The organism is Haloferax sp. S1W (genome assembly GCF_044593955.1).
Classification (GTDB): Archaea; Halobacteriota; Halobacteria; order Halobacteriales; family Haloferacaceae; genus Haloferax.
The window spans coordinates 1,761,518-1,780,809 of record NZ_CP172595.1 but is presented as its reverse complement, the minus strand read 5'-3'; the positions used below and the strand labels follow the sequence as shown (position 1 = coordinate 1,780,809).

Annotated in this window: 21 protein-coding genes; 10 read left to right on the top strand and 11 right to left on the bottom strand. The window is 65.2% G+C overall.

Translation table 11 applies throughout. The annotated features are described in order from the left end of the window. Window positions 1-10: 10 nt before the first annotated feature. Both ACH9L7_RS09345 and rnhA read right to left on the bottom strand, forming a co-directional pair. The gene (locus ACH9L7_RS09345) at window positions 11-571 is read right to left on the bottom strand and encodes a rnhA operon protein (protein WP_396610453.1); all 561 of its coding nucleotides are present in this window, start codon (window positions 569-571) and stop codon (window positions 11-13) included. Further along, window positions 564-1,157: a ribonuclease HI gene (gene rnhA / locus ACH9L7_RS09340; protein WP_396610452.1), complete on the bottom strand. Its 594-nt coding sequence runs from the start codon at window positions 1,155-1,157 to the stop codon at window positions 564-566. The genes ACH9L7_RS09345 and rnhA overlap by 8 nt, the downstream gene beginning before the upstream one ends. A gap of 120 nt (window positions 1,158-1,277) precedes the next feature. On the opposite strand from rnhA, the gene ACH9L7_RS09335 reads away from it, so the two are divergent. Continuing rightward, on the top strand, window positions 1,278-2,255 hold the full coding sequence (locus tag ACH9L7_RS09335; protein WP_396610451.1) for a transcription initiation factor IIB family protein: 978 nt from the start codon (window positions 1,278-1,280) through the stop codon (window positions 2,253-2,255). Between the two features lie 23 nt (window positions 2,256-2,278). Here ACH9L7_RS09335 and ACH9L7_RS09330 read toward each other — a convergent pair whose 3' ends face one another. Continuing rightward, window positions 2,279-2,830 (bottom strand): hypothetical protein, encoded by a 552-nt coding sequence (locus ACH9L7_RS09330; RefSeq protein WP_396610450.1) that lies wholly within the window; start codon window positions 2,828-2,830, stop codon window positions 2,279-2,281. Window positions 2,831-3,048: 218 nt separating this feature from the next. Here ACH9L7_RS09330 and nreA point away from each other — a divergent pair, with 218 nt between their 5' ends. Both nreA and ACH9L7_RS09320 read left to right on the top strand, forming a co-directional pair. Continuing rightward, window positions 3,049-4,311 (top strand): DNA repair protein NreA, encoded by a 1,263-nt coding sequence (nreA, locus tag ACH9L7_RS09325; protein WP_396610449.1) that lies wholly within the window; start codon window positions 3,049-3,051, stop codon window positions 4,309-4,311. 83 nt (window positions 4,312-4,394) lie between these two features. After that, entirely contained in the window at window positions 4,395-4,568 is a 174-nt protein-coding gene (locus tag ACH9L7_RS09320) for a hypothetical protein (protein ID WP_396610448.1), read from the top strand. A gap of 3 nt (window positions 4,569-4,571) precedes the next feature. On the opposite strand, the gene ACH9L7_RS09315 is transcribed toward ACH9L7_RS09320, so the two are convergent. The 4 genes from ACH9L7_RS09315 to ACH9L7_RS09300 all read right to left on the bottom strand — a co-directional run bounded on the left by ACH9L7_RS09315 (window position 4,572) and on the right by ACH9L7_RS09300 (window position 6,713). Further along, entirely contained in the window at window positions 4,572-5,027 is a 456-nt protein-coding gene (locus tag ACH9L7_RS09315) for a DUF302 domain-containing protein (RefSeq protein WP_396610447.1), read from the bottom strand. Window positions 5,028-5,104: 77 nt separating this feature from the next. After that, on the bottom strand, window positions 5,105-5,761 hold the full coding sequence (locus ACH9L7_RS09310) for a GrpB family protein (RefSeq protein WP_396610446.1): 657 nt from the start codon (window positions 5,759-5,761) through the stop codon (window positions 5,105-5,107). Then, window positions 5,758-6,429 carry a type II CAAX prenyl endopeptidase Rce1 family protein gene (locus ACH9L7_RS09305; protein ID WP_396610445.1) on the bottom strand — a complete coding sequence of 224 codons (672 nt, stop codon included), beginning with the start codon at window positions 6,427-6,429 and terminating at the stop codon, window positions 5,758-5,760. The genes ACH9L7_RS09310 and ACH9L7_RS09305 overlap by 4 nt, the downstream gene beginning before the upstream one ends. Window positions 6,430-6,431: 2 nt before the next feature. Beyond that, window positions 6,432-6,713 carry a DUF5789 family protein gene (locus ACH9L7_RS09300; protein WP_396610444.1) on the bottom strand — a complete coding sequence of 94 codons (282 nt, stop codon included), beginning with the start codon at window positions 6,711-6,713 and terminating at the stop codon, window positions 6,432-6,434. 146 nt (window positions 6,714-6,859) lie between these two features. On the opposite strand from ACH9L7_RS09300, the gene ACH9L7_RS09295 reads away from it, so the two are divergent. Further along, window positions 6,860-7,825, top strand: coding sequence for a ribonuclease BN (locus tag ACH9L7_RS09295; RefSeq protein WP_396610443.1), 966 nt, complete (start codon window positions 6,860-6,862; stop codon window positions 7,823-7,825). Window positions 7,826-7,855: 30 nt separating this feature from the next. On the opposite strand, the gene ACH9L7_RS09290 is transcribed toward ACH9L7_RS09295, so the two are convergent. Genes ACH9L7_RS09290 through ACH9L7_RS09280 form a run of 3 tightly spaced genes read right to left on the bottom strand, consistent with a single transcriptional unit; the run spans window position 7,856 to window position 10,589 of the window. After that, window positions 7,856-8,407 carry a Mut7-C RNAse domain-containing protein gene (locus ACH9L7_RS09290; RefSeq protein ID WP_396610442.1) on the bottom strand — a complete coding sequence of 184 codons (552 nt, stop codon included), beginning with the start codon at window positions 8,405-8,407 and terminating at the stop codon, window positions 7,856-7,858. After that, window positions 8,404-10,152 carry a DNA polymerase/3'-5' exonuclease PolX gene (gene polX, locus ACH9L7_RS09285; RefSeq protein WP_396610441.1) on the bottom strand — a complete coding sequence of 583 codons (1,749 nt, stop codon included), beginning with the start codon at window positions 10,150-10,152 and terminating at the stop codon, window positions 8,404-8,406. The genes ACH9L7_RS09290 and polX overlap by 4 nt, the downstream gene beginning before the upstream one ends. After that, window positions 10,149-10,589, bottom strand: a complete 441-nt coding sequence (locus ACH9L7_RS09280) for a DUF5788 family protein (protein ID WP_396613253.1) — start codon at window positions 10,587-10,589, stop codon at window positions 10,149-10,151. The genes polX and ACH9L7_RS09280 overlap by 4 nt, the downstream gene beginning before the upstream one ends. A gap of 150 nt (window positions 10,590-10,739) precedes the next feature. On the opposite strand from ACH9L7_RS09280, the gene ACH9L7_RS09275 reads away from it, so the two are divergent. Next, window positions 10,740-11,588 carry a hypothetical protein gene (locus ACH9L7_RS09275; protein ID WP_396610440.1) on the top strand — a complete coding sequence of 283 codons (849 nt, stop codon included), beginning with the start codon at window positions 10,740-10,742 and terminating at the stop codon, window positions 11,586-11,588. A 186-nt stretch (window positions 11,589-11,774) separates the two neighbouring features. Further along, window positions 11,775-13,124 (top strand): alkaline phosphatase family protein, encoded by a 1,350-nt coding sequence (locus ACH9L7_RS09270; protein WP_396610439.1) that lies wholly within the window; start codon window positions 11,775-11,777, stop codon window positions 13,122-13,124. A 91-nt stretch (window positions 13,125-13,215) separates the two neighbouring features. Here the strand turns inward: ACH9L7_RS09270 and ACH9L7_RS09265 are convergent, their stop codons facing one another. Beyond that, window positions 13,216-14,298 (bottom strand): tubulin/FtsZ family protein, encoded by a 1,083-nt coding sequence (locus ACH9L7_RS09265; RefSeq protein ID WP_396610438.1) that lies wholly within the window; start codon window positions 14,296-14,298, stop codon window positions 13,216-13,218. A gap of 124 nt (window positions 14,299-14,422) precedes the next feature. On the opposite strand from ACH9L7_RS09265, the gene ACH9L7_RS09260 reads away from it, so the two are divergent. The 4 genes from ACH9L7_RS09260 to ACH9L7_RS09245 all read left to right on the top strand — a co-directional run bounded on the left by ACH9L7_RS09260 (window position 14,423) and on the right by ACH9L7_RS09245 (window position 19,258). Beyond that, window positions 14,423-14,998 (top strand): hypothetical protein, encoded by a 576-nt coding sequence (locus ACH9L7_RS09260; protein ID WP_396610437.1) that lies wholly within the window; start codon window positions 14,423-14,425, stop codon window positions 14,996-14,998. Further along, a complete protein-coding gene (locus ACH9L7_RS09255) occupies window positions 14,995-15,435 on the top strand; it encodes a hypothetical protein (RefSeq protein ID WP_396610436.1) in 441 nt (146 codons plus the stop codon). The genes ACH9L7_RS09260 and ACH9L7_RS09255 overlap by 4 nt, the downstream gene beginning before the upstream one ends. Window positions 15,436-15,512: 77 nt before the next feature. Next, a complete protein-coding gene (locus ACH9L7_RS09250; RefSeq protein WP_396610435.1) occupies window positions 15,513-17,540 on the top strand; it encodes an ATPase, T2SS/T4P/T4SS family in 2,028 nt (675 codons plus the stop codon). Beyond that, window positions 17,534-19,258, top strand: a complete 1,725-nt coding sequence (locus ACH9L7_RS09245; protein WP_396610434.1) for a type II secretion system F family protein — start codon at window positions 17,534-17,536, stop codon at window positions 19,256-19,258. The genes ACH9L7_RS09250 and ACH9L7_RS09245 overlap by 7 nt, the downstream gene beginning before the upstream one ends. Window positions 19,259-19,292 lie beyond the last annotated feature (34 nt).

The window sequence follows — 19,292 nt, the reverse complement described above, 5'->3', positions numbered from 1 at the left end:
ACCGAGTTCGTTAGTTGTACTCGGGCACTTCGGCGCCTACGGCGTCGAAGAGCAACTTTAACGACTCGGGAAGAATCGACCGTTGTTTATCGGTCGGCCACGCATTGCGTGGATAATATTCTTCGACGAACTCACGCACTTCGTGAGCGCCCGCTGTCTCGATTCGGCGGACGTAGTGGTTCCCGAGGAAGTCCGCGAACGCGCGTGCGTTCGCGGCGTGGTCCGGGCCGTGTTCGTCGGCGATTTCTGCGACGACTTCGGCGTTGTGCGCCTCGACTGCGCTCCACTCGTGGTCCTCTCCGGTCCCTCGGAGCGGCCGTTCGACGCCGCGGTCGATGTCGTCGATTCGGCCCGGGTGGACCAGTCCGTCGTCGTTGACCCACGAGTCCGGGTGGAGAACGAGCACGTCGTCTTCATCGCGGACCCGCGCCGTGAACCCGTACGGTTCGACGAGTTCGTCGCGCGCCGCCCGGTACGTCTCGCGCTCGTCAGGGTCGACGGCGTCATGTGCGAGTCGAGTCAACCGCTCGGCCTCCTGTTGTACGTCCTCTGGAAGGTCTGACTCAGGCATTATCGAGGGCCTCGTTGGCTAAGGAGTCGGCGCGGTCGTTTATCTCCCGCGGTACGTGTTCGAGCGACCAGCGGTCGAACCGGTCGAGCAGTTCGCGGACCGTGACGCGGTGTTCGCGAAGTCCGGGGTCGTTCGTCTTCCACTCGCCGCGGACCTGTTTGACGATGAGTTGTGAGTCCCCTCGTACGTCGACTTCGTCGTATCCGTACTCGTCGGCCGCTTCGAGCGCCTCGATGAGCGCCTCGTACTCCGCGCGATTGTTGGTCGTCTTCCCGATTCGCTTCGAGCCTTCGGCGACGATGCCCTCGCTCGTAACGATGACCCAGCCAATCGCTGCTGGGCCGGGGTTGCCTCGACTCGCCCCGTCGAAGTACACGTGTGCCCGGCCGCCGCCGGGTTGTAAGATGGGTAGGATATCCGTTGGCGACGCACCCTGTACGACGACTTTCTCGTCGTAGGCGACTGCTGTCGCGGCACCGCGCTCGGCCCGCCAGCGTTCGTGTTCGGTGTTCCCGGGAGTGACGGTCACACCCGCGTCTTCGAGCCGTCGTCGCGCTTCGTCGGGGTCACACTCGACCGTCGGCATACCCTCACCTCACCGGGGGGCGAATAAAGTCGGTTCGCTCGGTCCCGCCGGAGCGTTCTGGAAAATATTTCCTTCCGGGACAAATTTGAAGTACGAAGCTCCAGACAGTATATAAATGCGATGAAACGGCCCACCCGCCAGCGGGAGCGCGAGCACGAACGGACTCGATGGGGAGAGGAGTCGGCGGACGACGAAGCCGAAGCAGAACTCGATGTCGACAATTTGGACCCGGAGGAGGTCGTCCGAACTTCCGACGGTGAACTAATTCACGAAGAAACCGGTATCGTTCTCGAAGAAGAGCGCATCGACCCCGGCCCGGAGTGGCGTGCGTTCAACCACTCTGAACGACAGCAGAAGTCGCGCGTGGGCGCACCGACGACCCAGACGATGCACGACAAGGGGTTGACGACGACTATCGACTGGAAGGACAAAGACGCCTACGGCCGGTCGATTTCGTCGCGCAAGCGGTCACAGATGCACCGCCTTCGAAAGTGGCAAGAACGAATTCGAACCAAGGACGCGGGCGAGCGCAACCTCCAGTTCGCGCTCAGCGAAGTCGACCGTATGGCCTCGGCACTCGGCGTACCGCGGTCCGTCCGCGAAGTCGCGTCCGTTATCTACCGACGGGCACTTGACGAAGACCTGATTCGCGGGCGGTCTATCGAGGGGGTCGCAACCGCGTGTCTCTACGCCGCCTGTCGGAAGGAGGGGATTCCCCGCTCGCTCGAAGAGATTTCCGAGGTTTCTCGCGTGGAGCGAAAGGAAATCGGCCGCACGTACCGATACGTCTCGCAGGAACTCGGCCTGGAGATGCGGCCGGTCGACCCGAAAAAGTACGTTCCGCGGTTCTCGTCGGAACTCGACCTCTCGAAGGAGGTGCAGTCGAAGGCGAACGAGATTATCGAGACCACGGCGGAACAGGGCCTGCTCTCGGGGAAGTCGCCGACCGGATATGCGGCAGCGGCTATCTACGCGGCGTCGCTTCTCTGCAACGAAAAAAAGACACAGCGCGAAGTCGCCGACGTCGCGCAGGTGACGGAAGTCACCATCCGGAACCGCTACCAAGAACAAATCGAAGCGATGGGTATCCACACCTGATTTGTCACCGACCGCCAGCGACGCTACTGGCAGTCGGCGTCGACGGTCACGTCGGCTTCTTCGGCCACCACGTCGCCGTCACAGGCGTAGTGGCCGTCACCGTCACACTCGCTGCTGTGGTCGTAGGTTTCGTTTCCGGTTGTCTCCCTGTGCGCCATCACCTGTAGTCGCGTGTCTGAGTCGAGTGGCGAGTCGAGTTCGACGGCGACGTTCTCGTGAGCGCCCGGCGGGAGGTAGGCGCTCACGCCGAGTGTCCCGTGGTCTAACGTGTGGACCACGGCGTACCCACCATCCGGAAGTGCGATGTGTTCGACGACGAGTTCGGTGCCGTCGGTCGTCTGCGGTTCGAAGGTGACGGCGGCACAGTCCGTTCTGTCGCCGTGCTCGTCTGACTCACTCGACTTCTCGGAGTCGTGGTCGTCAGACTGACTGGCAGAGTCGTATCCGTCTGACTGACTGTCGGGGTTCTCGCTGCCTTGGGTAGACAGTTCGGCCATCGCCGACGGTGAGAGGGCGCTGAGAGTCAGTGACGATGCGACTAATCCGAGTACTCGTCTGCGTGTGATTCGTACCATATGGATTCCTTGGGTAGACTTCTGGCGTCGGTCGAACGACGCCATCCGGAACAGCCACGTTGGGTCCCGGTGGTGAGTCGGTCTGCCTTCGTGACCGTTATTATCTGGACGATAATCTGGGGTGGAACAATCCGAAACGCTCCGGTTGTACTCCGTTTTTCTGTTGCACGCGGCGGCGTCGCCGAAGGTTCATACCGTCGGCCGCCCCACTTCCGGTGATGCGGCTCGACGAGTACATGGACATCGAGCGAGACGAGCGTGCCGAGCGCCGCCGCCTCGCCGAAGAGAAGTCCTACGGCATCCTCGACCACCTCGAAACCTTTCAGGACCGGTTCGAGGAGACGGTGCAGGGCGATTCGCTGTACGGCGGCGTCTCGCCGTCCATCTTCGTCGGGCGCTCGAACTACCCGCGCGTCTCGACGGGCATCCTCTCGCCGGTCGGCCACGACGAGGACGCCGCCGCCTTCGAGACCAGCGCCGCGTGGTACGACGAGGGCGTGAGTATCGAAGACGTGTTCCAGCGCCGAACGTCGCTTCTGAACTCGAACCGCGGGACGAAGGTCACGAACGTCGCCGACTCGTGGGACGGCTTTCTCGGGACACAGCGCGAAGTCGCCATCGCCGACCGCCCCGTAACGGTCGAAATCGGACTCGACGGGAAACCGGATTTGAACCTCGACGCCCGCGCTGACGACGTGGCGACACCGGTCGGACCTCGCGCCCGCGCTCGCTCGGCCGACCTCGCGGAGAATCCGCACGTCCCGAAACTGGTGAAAAAGACGCTGGAAGACGACGACTGGAACGCGCAGGGGGCGATGACCTTCCTCTACCGCCGCGGATTCGACGTGTACGATATCAACACCATCCTCTCGGCCGGCGCACTGGGCCAGACCACGCAGCGCCGACTCGTCCCGACGCGGTGGTCCATCACCGCCGTAGACGACACTGTCGGGCAGTACCTCCGGGGGAAGGTGAAACACGCACCCTCCATCGACGGGGTGGAAATCTACCGTAACGAGTTCCTCGGTAACGCCTTCTGGGTGATTCTCGCACCGGGTCGCTGGGAGTTCGAACTGGTGGAGATGAAAGCGCCGGGGAGCGTCTGGAACCCCGACCCACAGGCGGGGATGTACCTCGCCGCCGACAGCGAGGGCTACGAGGGCCGGTCGGCATACGTCGAGGAGACGGCGGGCGCGTATCACGCCTCACGACTCGGGGTGCTCGAACACCTCCACGACCGGGGGCGACAGGCGAAGGCCATCGTTCTTAGACACGTCTCTGACGAGTACTGGGGGCCGGTCGGCGTCTGGCAGGTCCGCGAGTCCGTCCGCAACGCCTTCGACGGGGAGAAAGCCGGGGCCGAGACGTTCGGCGGTGCCGTCCGCGACGTGACGGAGTACCTCCCCATCTCACTGGCCGACCTCAAGCGGAAGTCGACGATGGCGGCGGGCCTTCAGACGAACATCTTCGACTTCTCCTGACCGGCGGCCTTCGCCGTCGGACGAGCGACCGACTCCGGGTCGGCCGAGTGAAGTATTTTGGCAGTAGAGCGGGAGGTTTGTGTATGCTCCCGTTACAGGTACCCGGCGGTCCAGAACTGCTCATCATCTTCCTCCTCTATGCCGTCGTCGGCCTCCTGCCGGTCGTTGCGGCAGTCGTCGGCATCTACCTCCTGTACAAGATTCGCGGCGACATCGAGCGAATCGCCGACGCGCTCGAAGAGTTAGAGTCGGTCTAAGTCCTATTCGTCGGCGGCGTCGAGATTGGCAATCGCCGCGTCGACGAGTTCGCCCGTGTCGGCGACGATATCGGCCATCTCCGCGTTGTCGGGGGCGATGCCGACGAGACGAGCGATGCGCATGATGCTCACGTGGTAGACGACCTGCGTGCCGGGTTCTTCCTCCCAGATAACCACGTTACACGGGAAGAGCGCGCCGAGTTGGTTGTCGGTGGCGTCGAGGGCGCGGTCGGCCATCGCGGGATTGCACGCACCGAGCACGTAGTACGGGTCGCGTCCGGCGTCGACTTTCTCGTTGAGCAGTTCCGAGGGCGAAAATTCGGTGGCCACACCGAACCCGGCGTCCGTAAAGGCCTCGCGGACGTGCTCGATTGCCTCCTCGTGTTCCATGTGGAGAACAGCGCGCTCCTCGCCGATGTCGTCCGATTTGATGGCGGTCGGGTCGATAGGGAGTGCCATGGTCTCCTTTCACGCTCCGGTGTGGAAAAGCTACCTGTATTGTAAGATTCGCGCACGCAGTACTCGGTCGAACGGTCTCAGACGTCGGGCGGGGCATTCGTTCCACTGAGAACTGACTGGACGAACCCGGACTTCGACTCGGTGTAGACATCGCGTGCGTCCGGGTGGTCCGACGCCAGTCCGCGCTTGAGAGTTTCGTACGCCGCCGCGAGCGCCCGATTCGAGCGCAGGGCGTCGCGAAACGCCACCTGCTCGCGGTGGCAGTCGCTCCCGCGCTCGGTCACAGAGAGGTAGTGCGTCCGGTACGATGGCGGGCCACGGGCGAAGAACCGCCGGTCAGGTACGTCGTCGTTCGGTCGTTCCTCGTAGCCCGCGTTGGAGAGGGTGCGAGCTACCTCGTCGGTCGCGTCGAGGTCAGAAACGAGGACGAGCATATCGACGATAGGCTTCGCGGCGAGTCCCGGAACCGATGTACTGCCGACGTGCTCGAATTCGAGGACGGAATCGCCGAGCCGGGGCCGGAGGCGGGCGACTTCGGCCCCGTACGCCTCGGGCCATGCGGTGTCGTATTCGGCGAGGTCGACTGTCCCGCGGGCGAGTCCGAGACTGGGGTGTGCATCGGAGAGGTGGTCGTCGCTGGAGTAGTCGTCGCTGAAGTAGTTGCCCTTGGAGTGTGCGTCGTGCGGCGCGGAAGCTGTCTCGTCGGTCGGGTCGCTGGTTTCGTCCTCACTCATATCGGAATCGGGAGCCACTGGAGCGCCGCGACTACCTTATTCGGGGGGAACAGCGGCGGGTGGAGCACCAACCAGTCGAGGAGGATGAGTCCGAACCCGTGGGCGACGATAGAGGGGAGAATCGAGTTGCTCTCGTAGTCCACGAGGCCGAACAGCACGTCCGTCGGGGCCGACAGCAGAATCTCTATCGGGGGCTTGCCGACGTGGTGGAACGCATAGAGGATGGGACTGATGAGTGCGCTCTTGCGGCCGATGTCGCGGACGCCAACACAGAGCAAGCCGCGGTAGTACGTCTCGGCGGCAACGACGATGAGCAGTTGCTGCGCGGCGTGCGGCAGAAACTGCGCGAGCGCCGTCGAGGTGTGCCACATCGGGTAGTACGTCCGAATCGACGGGAGCGACGACCCGACGAGGTAGAAGGGGAGGACGAACAGCGCGAGGAGGACCGTGTTTCGAAGCGCGGTGCGGTCCACTGTCCAACCGAGATTGCGGCCGTGCGACACGGCGAGCGCCCCGGGAAGGAGAATAAAGAGCAGCGCGTCGTGGACCGCACGGTACGTGAGGTCACCGCCGGGTATCGGCCAGAGACTCCACGCGGCACCGATGACGCCCCCAACGAGGAGCGCGCGGTACAGCCACGGAAGCCGCTTGAACCGGCGGCGAAACACCGTTATTCGGTTGCGACCGGTTCCCGACCGACGATGTCGAGTACGTCCTCGACGAACGTCTGGCGCGTGTCGAAGTACGTCTCGTCAACGTCTTCGAGGACCGCTTCGAGGGTCTGGGGACCGGACGGCGTGCGGATGACCGCATCGCCTTCCTTGTTCAGGATGCTGCTCTTTTCTTGGGGCCACGTCAACCGGGAGGCGACGCGCGCGAGCGGCGCGCCATCGACGGATTCGCCCTCGCCCAGTTCGACGGCAGGTGCCTCGTCTGCTTCCTCGTCAGCCATGCGCAACGGTTGGCTACCGCGCATGATAATCCCTTCGAGATTCGCATCGCCATCGAGAACCCGTCGAAATCAATAGCCCGCGACGTGTCGGGAAACAGACAATCGTCTGACGCATCGTTTTAGGGACTCGTTTCGTACACGGTCTCATGACCAGTCTTTCGGAGGCGTATCACGGTGGCCGTGGCGGCCCGAGTCTCCGACGGCTGTCCCTGGGGTTCGGGGTGTTCCTCGCCGGTGCGCTGCTCGTTATCGCGGGCATCGTGGTCGCGACGACCGACGTGTACACGTCGGGTGGCGCGACGCTCGGCGAAGCACGGGAACTCGGGGGCATCCTCGGAGGTATTGGTGTACCCGCTGTCTTCCTCGGCGTGTTCACCGTCCTCCCCGCCAGCCGTCGGACTCGTGCTGCTGCCGTCATCGGTGCCAGCATCGCCGTCCTCGGGGTCGCACTCTTTTCGCATGCGTACCCGTGTCAGTGGTCGGGTGCGACCTGTGGTGAGGGCCTCAGGGACCTGACGCTCGAAACGGTCGGCGTCTACTTCTTCGGCGCTATCACGACCTTCTGGTGCCTGTTCGTCGGCGTCGCTAACTTCAAGACGCGGAACGACCCCGGCGGCACCGCCACGGTCCAAGTAACGAAGAAAGGAGAGACGCGCGTCGTCGAGGTCGAAAAGCGCGTCCGCGGCGGACTCGGCGGTATCGGCTTCCTCGGCGGGACGCCTGACGGCGAGGTCGATACGCAGACGAACGCGCAGTCGGCACAGGACTCGGGCCTCGGCGGTTCACCCACCGGTGCCACCGACGGTGGCGCGTCCACTGAAGAACTCTCGTCTCCACTCGACGACCAGCGCCAACAGGCCCCGTCCGGCCCGGAAACCGCGAGTTCACCCTCGCCGTCGCAGGGACAGGACATGCAGGCCTCGAATGCCACCGAGCACCCGGATGCGAACCGACCGGAGAACGCGACGGTCGGCGACCGCTACTGTGGCAACTGCGCGTACTTCGAGTACGTCCGCACCTCCGACGGACTCAAGCCCTACTGCGCCATCCACGACGAGATGATGCAGGATATGGAAGCCTGTGACGCGTGGTTCCCCCGCGGCCGCCAGTAAGGAACCACCCTCGACACGAACTGACTCTTTTCACAACTCGTTCAGGCGTGATTCGACGTCTCGCCAGTGGCTGCCCCGCCAGAACACCTGTCCGCAGTCGCGACAGCGCCACAGTCTCGTCTCGCTGTCGTCGGGCGCGTATTCCGGTATTGGGTCGTCACCACCGACGTTCTCGACCCGTCCGTTGCAGACGCCACAGCGAGTCGGTTCGTCGGTCAGTGAGACGTCGAAGCCGACTGATTCGAGTTCCCTGAGCTGACTCAGCGGGTCTTTTTCGGTCAACAGGACGCTTTTGGGTGCTCGCTCGGCGAGCGACACGTCCCGTGTGAGAATCACCCGAGGTTCTGCCGCAGCGCGGTCGATGAGGTGCGCGTCGCCGGGGTCGGAATCCTGCTCGTCGAGCGCGTAGGCGGTGTCGTACCCACACATCCGCAGGTACGTGGCGAGTTTGCCGAGCATCACGTCCAAAAGGAACGCGGTCTCGGCCGGGGTGCCGCCGTCGATGCCCGATGCGACGGTTCCCGGATGGTCGGTTCCGACGCCATCGCTGTCGGTGTCGGTGGTGTCGCGGTCCTCGGTCACTGCACGAAGTCCCGAAGGTCTTCGACCGGGCGGGCGTTCAGTACGTCGGCTGTCTCGACCCACCCGCGCCGGGCGGTGTGAATCCCATACCGGACGTGGTCGAGTTCGGCGGGTCGGTGCGCGTCGGTGTTGATGACGATTGTCGCGCCCGCCTCGACGGCGATTTTGAGTGCTTCACCGTTCAGGTCGAGGCGGTACGGACTCGCGTTGAGTTCGAGCGCAACGTCGTGTTCGACCGCCGCCTCGGCGATTCGCTCGTAATCGAGTGGGAGACCGGGACGCTGGTTGATGAGGCGTCCCGTGGGATGACCGAGGATGTCGACTTCGGGATGTTCCATCGCGCGGACGAGACGCTCCGTCGCTGTCTCTCGGTCTTGGTCGAGCGCGCTGTGGGGCGAGGCGACGACCACATCCAGTTGGTCGAGCACGTCGTCCGCGACGGAGATGCCACCCTCGGCGTCGATATTGGCCTCGACGCCGTGGAAGACCGCGATGTCGGCGTCTTCGGCAGCAGCCCGAACTTCGTCAGCCTGTTCGAGTAACTCGTCGTCTTCGACGCCGACGCCGCCGACCATGCCGGGGCCGGTCGCGTGGTCGGAGACGACGTGGTACTCGTAGCCGCGTTCTTCGGCCGCGGCGACCATCTCGGCGATGGTGTTGTCGCCGTCGGACCACTCGGTGTGCGTGTGGAGGTCGCCGCGAATCTCGCCCTCTTCGAGGAGGTCTGGAAGTTTTCCGTCGGTCGCGGCCGCTATCTCGCCGGTGTCTTCGCGCATCTCGGGCGGGATGAGCGGCAAGTCGAGCGCGGCGTACATCGACTCTTCCGTGTTGCCAGCGACTCGCTCGCCGACGCGCGGGCCGTCGTCGGCGTCCGCAACGTCGGAGATGTCGAACATCCCGTATTCGTTCATCTTGAGGCCGCGGTCGATGGCGATGTTTCGGAGGTGGACGTTGTGGTCCTTGCTTCCGGTGAAATACTGGAGGGCGGCTCCGTACTCGTCGGGGTCGACGACGCGGAGGTCGACCCGCATCGCGTTCACCCGAATGCTTGCCTTCTGCTCGCCCGCTTCGATGATGTCGCCTGCGAGTTCGAAGTCGACGAAGTGGTCGATGACGGACGCGGGGTCGTCGCTGCCGACGAGGATGTCGATGTCACCGACCGTCTCGCGCCAGCGGCGCATCGACCCAGCGGGTTCAACCGCTTCGACGGCGCTGTTCTCGCTGAGAGACGCCATCAGGTCGTCGGCGACAGGGCGGGCTTTCCCGAGCAGTTCCCGGCCGGTCGATTCGCGGGCGAAGTCGATGCCGTCGAGGATATTCTGTTCGGTCTTTGCGCCGAAGCCTTTGACCTCCTGAATCTTCCCGTCGCGGGCGACCGCCTCCAACTCGTCGAGGTCGGTGATACCGAGAGCGTCGTAGAGCGTGCCGACCGTTTTGGGACCGACGCCTTCGACGCTCGTCAGCCCGGCCATGTCCACGGGCAACTCGTCTCGGAGGTCGTCTAACTCCTCGATGTGCCCGGTTTCGAAGTACTCGACTATCTTCGACGAGATGGCGTCGCCGACGCGGTCGATTTCTTGGACTGCGTCTTCGCCTTCCGCGGCGAGGTCCTCGATGGGGTTCGGATGCTCGCGGATATTCTCTGCTGCCCGGCGGTAACTCGTCGGCTTGTACTCGACGCCTTTCGCGTCGAGCAGGTCGGCGAACTCTTCGAGGAGCGTCGCAATCTCGTCGTTTCGGCTCATCGGCCACCTCGCTTACTTGCGCCTCCGTCGCGGCCGAGCGCCTTCTTCAGGAAGTTCATCCAGCGCTTCTGGTCGGCCGCGTTCTGGAGTTTCGCTTCCTGTTCGAGGTCCTCCGGGCGGAGCTGTTCGAGTGCATTCAGCGCTCGGTCGATGCCGACGATGGCGTTGACGAGTTGTTGACCTTCCTCGTAGCTCACCTCGTTGTCCTCGATTGGTTGCAACCGTTCCAGTCGCTCCCGCCGGAGGTTGCGTTTCGCCTGGTCGACGCGCTCGTGTTCACCTGCAGGGATGGTGTCTCGCCGCTTGATTTCGAAGACGAACTCACGGAGGTCGACCATCTCACCCTGTATTTCGATGGTTTCGGGAATCTGTACGCCCACCGTCGCGCCCTCCCGGTTGACGCGCTCTAACAGTTGCTTGCGCTCGAACTCCTTCACGACCTGACCTTGCCCTGCGTGACACTTCGCTCCTTCGCCGTGACGCATCCGGGACCGTCCGAACACTCGAATCGCGTAAACAATCAGTAAACCAGCTGAAAATGCTGAAAAATGGTTATGCCGTCGTTCGACGTATTACTTACACGAATCATGGCTAGCGATACCAGTGGACGTGGGTCGGCTTCGGACGAAGAGACATCGACGACGTTCGGACAGGCTCGACTCTACGCGTTCTACCTTCTCGTGCTCGTGACGCTCGGGATGGCGGCCGCGTTCATCTCCGAACTCCTGTCGTTCTCGATACTCGGGTGGGGGACGGGTGGCGAGGAACTCGGCATCCATCGCCTGCATCTCATGACTATCGCGGCGAACGCCTGGATAATCATCCTCGCCGTCGCGGCGCAGTTGTATCGCCCGCTCAAGCGCGTCGCGCTCATGCAAATCGCGTTCGCGGTGACGGTGCTCATCCTCGTCGCGACGATAGTCGGCGGCGGCCCGGTCGAAGAGGTCATCCCGTTCTTCGTGCTGACGGGGTTGATGATGTTGTTCCACCCGGCGGGCCGCGACGTGCTCTCGCTCGGTGAGGACTACAGTCCGGCGCTGCTCGGTCTGGTCGCCGTCGCGGCGATTCCGGTGTTGGCCTTCGCGGTGAATCAGTTCGGCCTCCAGAGTACCGGCGATAGTCACGCGGTCATGGGCCACTACATGGAGATGGCGATGATGTCCATCATCCTCCTCCTGACTAGTTTGGTCGCCGCCGCGGGCGCACCCGGCCACCGCTTCGTCGCGTGGCTGTCTGCCGGCCTTGCCGTCTACTTCGGTGCGCTCTCGCTCGTGTTCCCGGCGCAAGTGTCCAGTGTCGATATCGTCTGGGCCGCCGCACTCGTCCTGTGGGGACTGGCCTTCGTCGCCACGAGCGAACTCCGGGTCAGCGGACGGACATCGTTGGCACAGGAACGGCCGCTCTCGATGCCCGGTCGGCCTCGCGCGCCAGAGTAGCACTCAAGCCATGCGGGCACTCTCACAATCCACGCGGGCTTTCTCTCGACTCACGCGGTTTCGCGCGGGTTCTTTGACCGGCGAATTTCGCCGCTGTCTCGGTTAGCGCGTCGGGTTCGTCGTACGTCGCCGCAATCGGATGTAGAGAGACGAACCTTCTTATGGTTCTCTTGGATACCGTGAGGTATGGGTTTGTTCGACCGACTCCGCGGTAAGGACCATCCGCGTGTCGCCTTCATCGGCATCGACGGGGTCCCCTTTAGCCTCCTCTCCGACCATCCTGAAGAGTTCCCCAACGTCGTCGCACTGGCCGACGACGGCGCTGCTGGCGCGATAGACAGCATCGTCCCGCCGGAATCCAGTGCCTGTTGGCCGGCTCTCACAACCGGCGTCAACCCCGGTGAGACCGGTGTCTACGGCTTCCAGGACCGCGAGGTCCGGTCGTACGACACGTACGTCCCGATGGGCCGCGACGTACAGGCCACACGCGTCTGGGACCGCATCACCGACGCTGGCCGTGACGCGACTGTGATGAACGTCCCCGTGACGTTCCCGCCGCAGCGAAACGTCCAGCGCATGGTCTCCGGATTCCTCTCGCCCGGCGTCGACAAGGCGGCGTTCCCCGACGAACTCCGCGATACGCTCCAGAACATCGGCTACAAAATCGACGTGAACGCCAAACTCGGGCACAAAGACGACAAGACCGATTTCGTCGAGGACGCCCACAAGACGCTCGACAAGCGTTTCGAGGCGTTCAAACACTATCTGGAGCAGGATGACTGGGACCTCTTTTTCGGCGTCTTCATGACGACCGACCGGGTCAACCACTTCCTGTTCAAGGACTACGAGCGCGACGGCGAGAACAAAGACGCCTTCATGGAGTTCTACCGGAAGGTCGACGACTACCTCGGGAAGATTCGTGCCCTCCTCCCCGATGACGTGACGCTCGTCGTTGCCTCCGACCACGGCTTCACGTCGCTCGATTACGAGGTCCACTGCAACACGTGGCTCGAAGAAAACGGCTGGCTCTCCTACGAGGACGACGACCACGAGGCGCTCACGGATATCGCCGAGGAGTCCCGTGCCTACTCGCTTATCCCCGGTCGCTTCTTCATCAACCTCGAAGGCCGCGAACCCCGTGGCTCCGTCCCGCAGGACGAGTACGAGGAAGTCCGCGCCGAACTGAAAGCCGAACTCGAAGCCCTCGAAGGACCCGACGGCAAGAAGGTCGCAGACCGCGTCGTCGTCAAGGAAGATGCCTTCCGCGGCGACCACGACGACATCGCACCCGACCTCGTCGTCATCCCGAACCACGGCTTCGACCTCAAGTCCGGCTTCAAGGGTCACGCCGACGTGTTCGGTACCGGCCCGCGCAACGGGATGCACAGCTTCGACAATGCGACGCTGCTCATCGACCACCCGGACGCCGAAATCGAAGACGCCGACCTCTACGACATCGCGCCGACCATCCTCGACCTGATGGAAGTCGACTACGCGCGCACCGACCTCGACGGCGCGAGCCTCATCCACCAGTAGAAGTAGTCGGCTCTCGAAACCCGTTAATCGGCTTTCGACCCAAAATAACCGTTTTAGTTGCCGATTCACCTCCCGCGCGGAGCGACGCCGCTCAGATGAGGTCGTCTATCTTCTCGTTTTGCCACATCTCCGTGGGGTCCTCGCGCGTTTCCTTCTCCGCTTCGTCGATGGCCGCACGGGCACGCTCCATGAACGACTCGACGCGGTCGGACCGCTCGACGCCGCCGAGGAGGACGAGCGCCGCGAGTCGGCCGCTTTCGAGCGGGAAGTCGCCGCCACGGACCTGGAGGCTTCCGGTTTCTTCCTCGACCCATCGGCGAGCGCGCTCGACACCTTTTCGCGGAATCGTCTCCGGTTTTCCGGCGACGACCACGAGCGCGGAGTCCGCGTCGCTCGCGTCCGGCAGACTCGTTCCCGTCAGGACGGCCCGACGGACCATGCTCATCACGGCGTTGATGTTCTCCTCTGCGTCCGGTGATGCCTCGGCACTCGCGTAGCCGAGCGCGGCGATACCTCCCGCACGGAGGGTGTTGATAACTTCCGAGGTGTCGACGACGCTCTCACCGACGCCCTCTGTCGCCTCGCCGGACGCGAGCAGGAGTCCGACGCGCCGAGCGATGGCTTCGTTAATCGCGTCGAATCCTTCGCTCATCGATTCGCCGACCGACCGGAACGCGTCGTTGTCGACGAGGAGGACGGCGTCAGCCTCGCGGGCGACGGTCTTGAGCGACCGTCCGGCGTTCACCTGATACATCGCACCTTCGTCCTGTCCGGGGAGGATGCCGAGCACGTAGACAGGAACGTTGTAGATGCGTTTGAGTTCCTTTGCGAGGACGGGCGCTCCACCGGAGCCGGACCCCCCACCGAGTCCGGCCACCACGAAAATCGACTCGGCAGCGGCGGTGACCTTGCCGTCGAGTGCCGAGAGGACTTCGGTCTTGTCCGCCTCCATCACCTCGGCCCCGAGTTCGTTGTCGCCGCCGACGCCGTGTCCATTGACGCGGTCTTGACCGATGAGGACTGTTTCGAACGGCAGCTGTTGGAGGTCAGCCTTCGCCGTGTTCACCCCGACTGCATCGAGGACTGCACCGAATCCCATCTGTTCGTCGAACGACCGAAGCGCCGCAGTGAGCTTCCCACCCGCCTGGCCGAGACCAATCAGGACAGTCTTCATATTCAACATCACTCTGGGGTCTCTCTTCAACGTTCCCCACGCCTGCCGCCCCCGTTCGACCGGCGGTTTTTCAGAGGTAACCGAAGGCGCAGGTTTATCCCGGATAACGGGACCACCCCGGCGTATGACACGTCCCACCGGATTCCCGACCGACGCAACCCACGACGCGGCTGACGCCACTCACGCGGCGACGAATGCTACCCAATCGGCCACCGACACCGACCGCTCCTCGACTGACTCCCATCGGACGGCAGACCTCGCCGCCCGACTCGATGCGGTCGAACGAACCCTGACGGGGACCGACGCGCCCGTCTCCGACCTCGAAGACCTCGCTGCCGTGGAAGCACGCGTCGCGGACCTCGAAGCGACTGTCGAGACGCTCACAGACCGCATTGACGACATCGACGCCGCCACGCAAGCCATCCGCGGCTATCTCGGCGGCATCCGCGCAGTCAACGAATCTGTCGAACGCCGGGCCGACGCTGCACTCGCGAAGGCGGAGTCGCTTGAGGCTGCGCTCGTAGACGAGTCTGACGCCGCGCGTCAGCAGTCGGCGATAGCGCGCGCGGCGACGGTTGACGACCGCGAATCTGGCACCATCGACGGCCCCGACCCCGACGCTGTTGCTTCTGAGGACGCCCTCGATGCCGACGCAGACGCCGAGCGCGGTCTGACCGCCCGCCTCCGCGACGTGCTGTGATTCGCGTCGTTCTCGCGTGCTGTCTCGCTGTGGCGATTGCGGGCGTCGCGTTCCCGGCCGCCGACGCCGCGCGGACGGATGCGACCACCGTCGCCGTCGGGTCGATGGCGGACAAACTAGCGCACGCAGCGACCGCACTCGCGGCTAGCGAGGACGCACCACCGACCGGGCTTGCTGGTGCCCGTCGCCACGTCGTGCTTGACGTTCCGTCGGGGTCGTGGCGAGCGGCGCGTGTCTCGCAACTCACGATTCGCGGCGGCGATGGCATCGAACTCACGGCGACGACGGCGAACGGTCCGACTGTCGTCCGTCGCGTCGGCGGCCCCCGAGTCCACGTGGTCGGCGAACGCCTCTCGCTCGGCCCGGGGACACACCGGCTCTTTCTCACGCTACGGGCTGATTCCCGCGGCCCGGTCGTCGTGGTCGAACCAGCCTGACCCCCGGTTTCTCGACAGCAAACGCCGGCCGCTTCTCGTACGTAGGTTCAAATACTCGAACGGGACCACCCCGGTGTATGCCTCTCGACCTTACCGCCGCGCTCGGGTTCGACCGCTCTTCGTCACCCGACGACGGACGGTCCCTCTCGCGTGTGATTGCCGACTCCCTCGCCCTCGACGACTCACCCGTCGCGGATGCACTTCCGGATTCGCTCGTCGCGTCGGCGGCCGACCACGACTCGGCGGCCGAGTGTGCCTGTGCGCCGACGTTCGAGTCCCCGACCGACGACCTGCACGACGACGGCGCGACGTTGGTTCTCGACGCGAGCGATTGTCCGCACGACGGGTTCCTCGTGTGTTCGCCAGCGTGCCGGGCGACGGCCGTCGGGGCGCTGGAAGCCCGCGACGCCGACTCGGTCGTCGTTCGCGTCGGCGGGCGAGAGTGGCGCTACGACGACGACGCCACGGGACTCCTCGTCGCGGCCGGGCGATTCGCAGAGCGAGTTGGCTTTCGTGACGACCGACTCGCCGAACGCGCTCGACGCGACCCGCTGGCCGCCGCGCACGAAGCAACCGGTCGAGCGGGGCCGGTCAAACGCGCCGCTGTCGAGACGGGACTCTCCGAGGGTGCGGCCCGCGCCAGCGACTACGAGGACGCACTTCGCGCCGTCGTCGGACCGACGATTGCCCGCTCGCGTGTGGACCCGAGGCCACCTGCTGACGCTCGACTCGTCTCGACGAGCGAACTGGACTCCGGAGCGGTCGTTCGTCGGTACGAGACGCCGAACGGTCCCGTCTATCACCTCGACCCGCTCGCGTCCTCGCTCGATTCCGCGTCGGCGCGCACGCTCGCCGACGCTCACGAGGCGCTCGCACAGGGTCGCGTAGAGGCTGGCGAGCGCGCACCGGGCCGCGCCGTCCGCCTCGTTGCCGACGCCGACGACCCGGTGGACGTGCTCACCTCGATTCTCGCGAAGCACACCCACGGCCACGGCGTCCTCGACGACCTCTTTTCGGACCCCGCTGTCTCCGACGTGTACGTCTCGACGCCCGCCGACGAGAACCCGATTCGCGTCGTCGCAGACGGCGTGTCGATGCCGACGAACGTCCGACTCGCGCCGCGCGGCGCTGAGTCGTTGGCGTCGCGCCTCCGCCGCGTGAGCGGCGCATCGTTCTCCCGCGCGGACCCTACGCTCGACACCGTTGTCGAGGCCGGTGGGGCGACGGTTCGCGTCGCGGGCGTGACCGCACCGGCGAGCGATGGACTCGGATTTGCGTTCCGCAGACACGACGAGACGCCGCTGACGCTCCCTGCGCTGGTCAAAAACGGGACTATCTCGGCCGATGCTGCGGCCCTCTGCTCGCTCGCGGTCGAACGCGGTGCGTCCGTGCTCGTCGCTGGCGCACGCGGCGCGGGGAAGACGACCTTCCTCGGGTCGCTCGTGTGGGAACTCCCCGCTGCGGTTCGGACGGTTCTCATCGAGGACACACCTGAACTTCCGGCGGCAGCACTACAGGCCGCCGGGAGAGACGTACAGACGCTTCGGACCGACACGACCGGCGGACCAGAACCGACGCCACAGGAGGCGCTTCACGCCGCGCTCAGGTTGGGCGACGGGGCACTCGCGGTCGGCGAGGTCCGTGGCGACGAGGCCGCCGTCCTCTACGAAGCCATGCGAGTCGGTGCGAACGCGAGCGCCGTCCTCGGAACCATCCACGGCGACGGCGCGGCAGACGTGCGCGAACGGGTCGTCTCCGACCTCGGCGTTCCCGCCTCGTCGTTCGCCGCGACCGACCTCGTCGTCACCTGTGAGCGTGCCGACGACCACCGCGTCGCGAGAATCGAAGAGGTTCGACCGACCGACGGCGACGCGACGTTCGAAACGTTGTTCTCTCACGACGGCGCGTCACTCACGCCGACTGGGTGTGTCGCGCGCGGGAACAGCGTCGCACTCGAAACGCTCGCGCGGTCGGGCGAGTCGTACGCCGACGTACTCGACGCAATCGACGAGCGCGCCCGTCACCTCGAATCACTCGCCGCGACGGGGCGAACAACCCCTGCTGATATCGCTGCCGCCCGCGCCGGAGGTGCGTCCCGATGCTGACGCAGACGACGACCACGCGCGTAGCTGAATCGCTCGCGCGCCTCGCCCCCGTCTCCGTCGAACCGGGCGACGAACTGGAGCGGTCGCTGGCCTTCCTCAGCGCCGAAGTTGATGCCCAAACCGTCGTGGACGCTGGATACGGGGCAAGCGTTCCCGCCGGTTTCGTCGGCGGCTTGCTTGCAGCAGTTGTCGGGCTTCCGCCGGTAACTGTCGCGCTCGTCTTCCTCGCTGCGGCCATCGGCACGACGCATGCCATTCACACTGCGCCGGTCTGGCTCGCTCAGCTCCGGCGAACGCGGGCGCTCGGCCGCGCACCGGAGTTGGTCGGACGACTCGCGCTTCGGATGCGACTCGAACCCTCGGTGGAGCGTGCGGCCGTGTTCGCTGCAAATGCGAGCGACGACGCGCTGGCGAACTCGCTTTCGGCCCACGTCGAACGCGCCCGCGGAACGCCGACCAGTGGCCTCGGAGAGTTCGCGGCCGCGTGGCGTTCGTGGTTCCCCGCGCTCGACCGGGCAGCGGCACTGATGCAGACCGCCGCGGACGTGCCCGCCGGAGAACGGGACCGAACCCTCGAACGTGCGCACGAGGTTGTGCGCGTCGAAACCCGCGACCGACTCGCCGCGTTCGTCGGCGATGTCCGCGGGCCGATTACTGCCGTGTACGCCTTCGGCGTCCTGCTGCCTTTGGCACTGGTCGGTGCGCTTCCGGCGGCCCGCATTGCCGGTGTCGGTGTCGGTGTAGCGCACGTCGTCGCTCTCTACGACGTGGTCCTCCCGGTGTGCCTCCTCGGTGCTGTCGGATGGGTGTTGGTTCGTCGTCCGGTCGCGTTCGCCCCGCTTTCTATCGACGCCTCACACCCGGCGGTTGCAGACCACAGACTGCTCGCAGTCGGTTCTGGTCTCGTCGCTGGCGGCGGTGGATTCGTCGCCGCCAGCGCCCTCGTTGCGCCGTGGGCGGCACCACTCAGCGCACTCGGGCTCGCGTCCGGCGCAGCGCTCTTCGTTGGTGCTCGGCCGGTTGTCGAACTTCGCGAGCGCGTCCGAGCGGTCGAAGAAGGGCTCTCAGATGCGATGTATCTCGTCGGGCGCGCAGTCGGCGAGGGTGAGGCCGTCGAGTCCGCACTCGCCCGCGCCGCGGAGACGACACCCGGCCCCACCGGCGACCTGCTCTCGGATGCGGTTGGGGTTCAGCGCCGACTCCGAGTTGGGGTCGTGGACTCGTTCTGTGGCGACCACGGTGTTCTCGACGACCTCCCGAGTCCTCGTGTCGCCAGCGTGGCGACGCTTCTCGGCCTTGCGGCGCACGAGGGCCGCCCCGCGGGCCGCGCTATCGTCTCGATGGCCGACCAACTCGACGCGCTCTCGCGCCTCGACGCCGAGGCTCGCCGCGAACTCGCAACCGTGACCGAGACGCTTTCGAACACGGCGTCTGTCTTCGGGCCGCTCGTCGCGGGCGCGACTGTCGCGCTCGCCGACGGGATGGCTCCCGCCCGGACGCTCGACCAGTCGGTCGTCACCGCTCCGCTCGCAACGTCCGACCTCGGACTCGCCGTCGGCGCGTACGTCCTCCTGTCGGCGGTCCTCCTTACCACGCTCTCGGTCGGCGTCTCGAACGGACTCGACCGCCACCTCGTCGCGTCTCGCGTGGGGCGGGCGCTCATCTCGGCGACGGTGATGTTCTTTGCCGCCTTTGTCGCCGCAGGGTCGCTTCTCTGACGGCCGTTCGCAGCGTCTGAGTAGCCGTCTCACA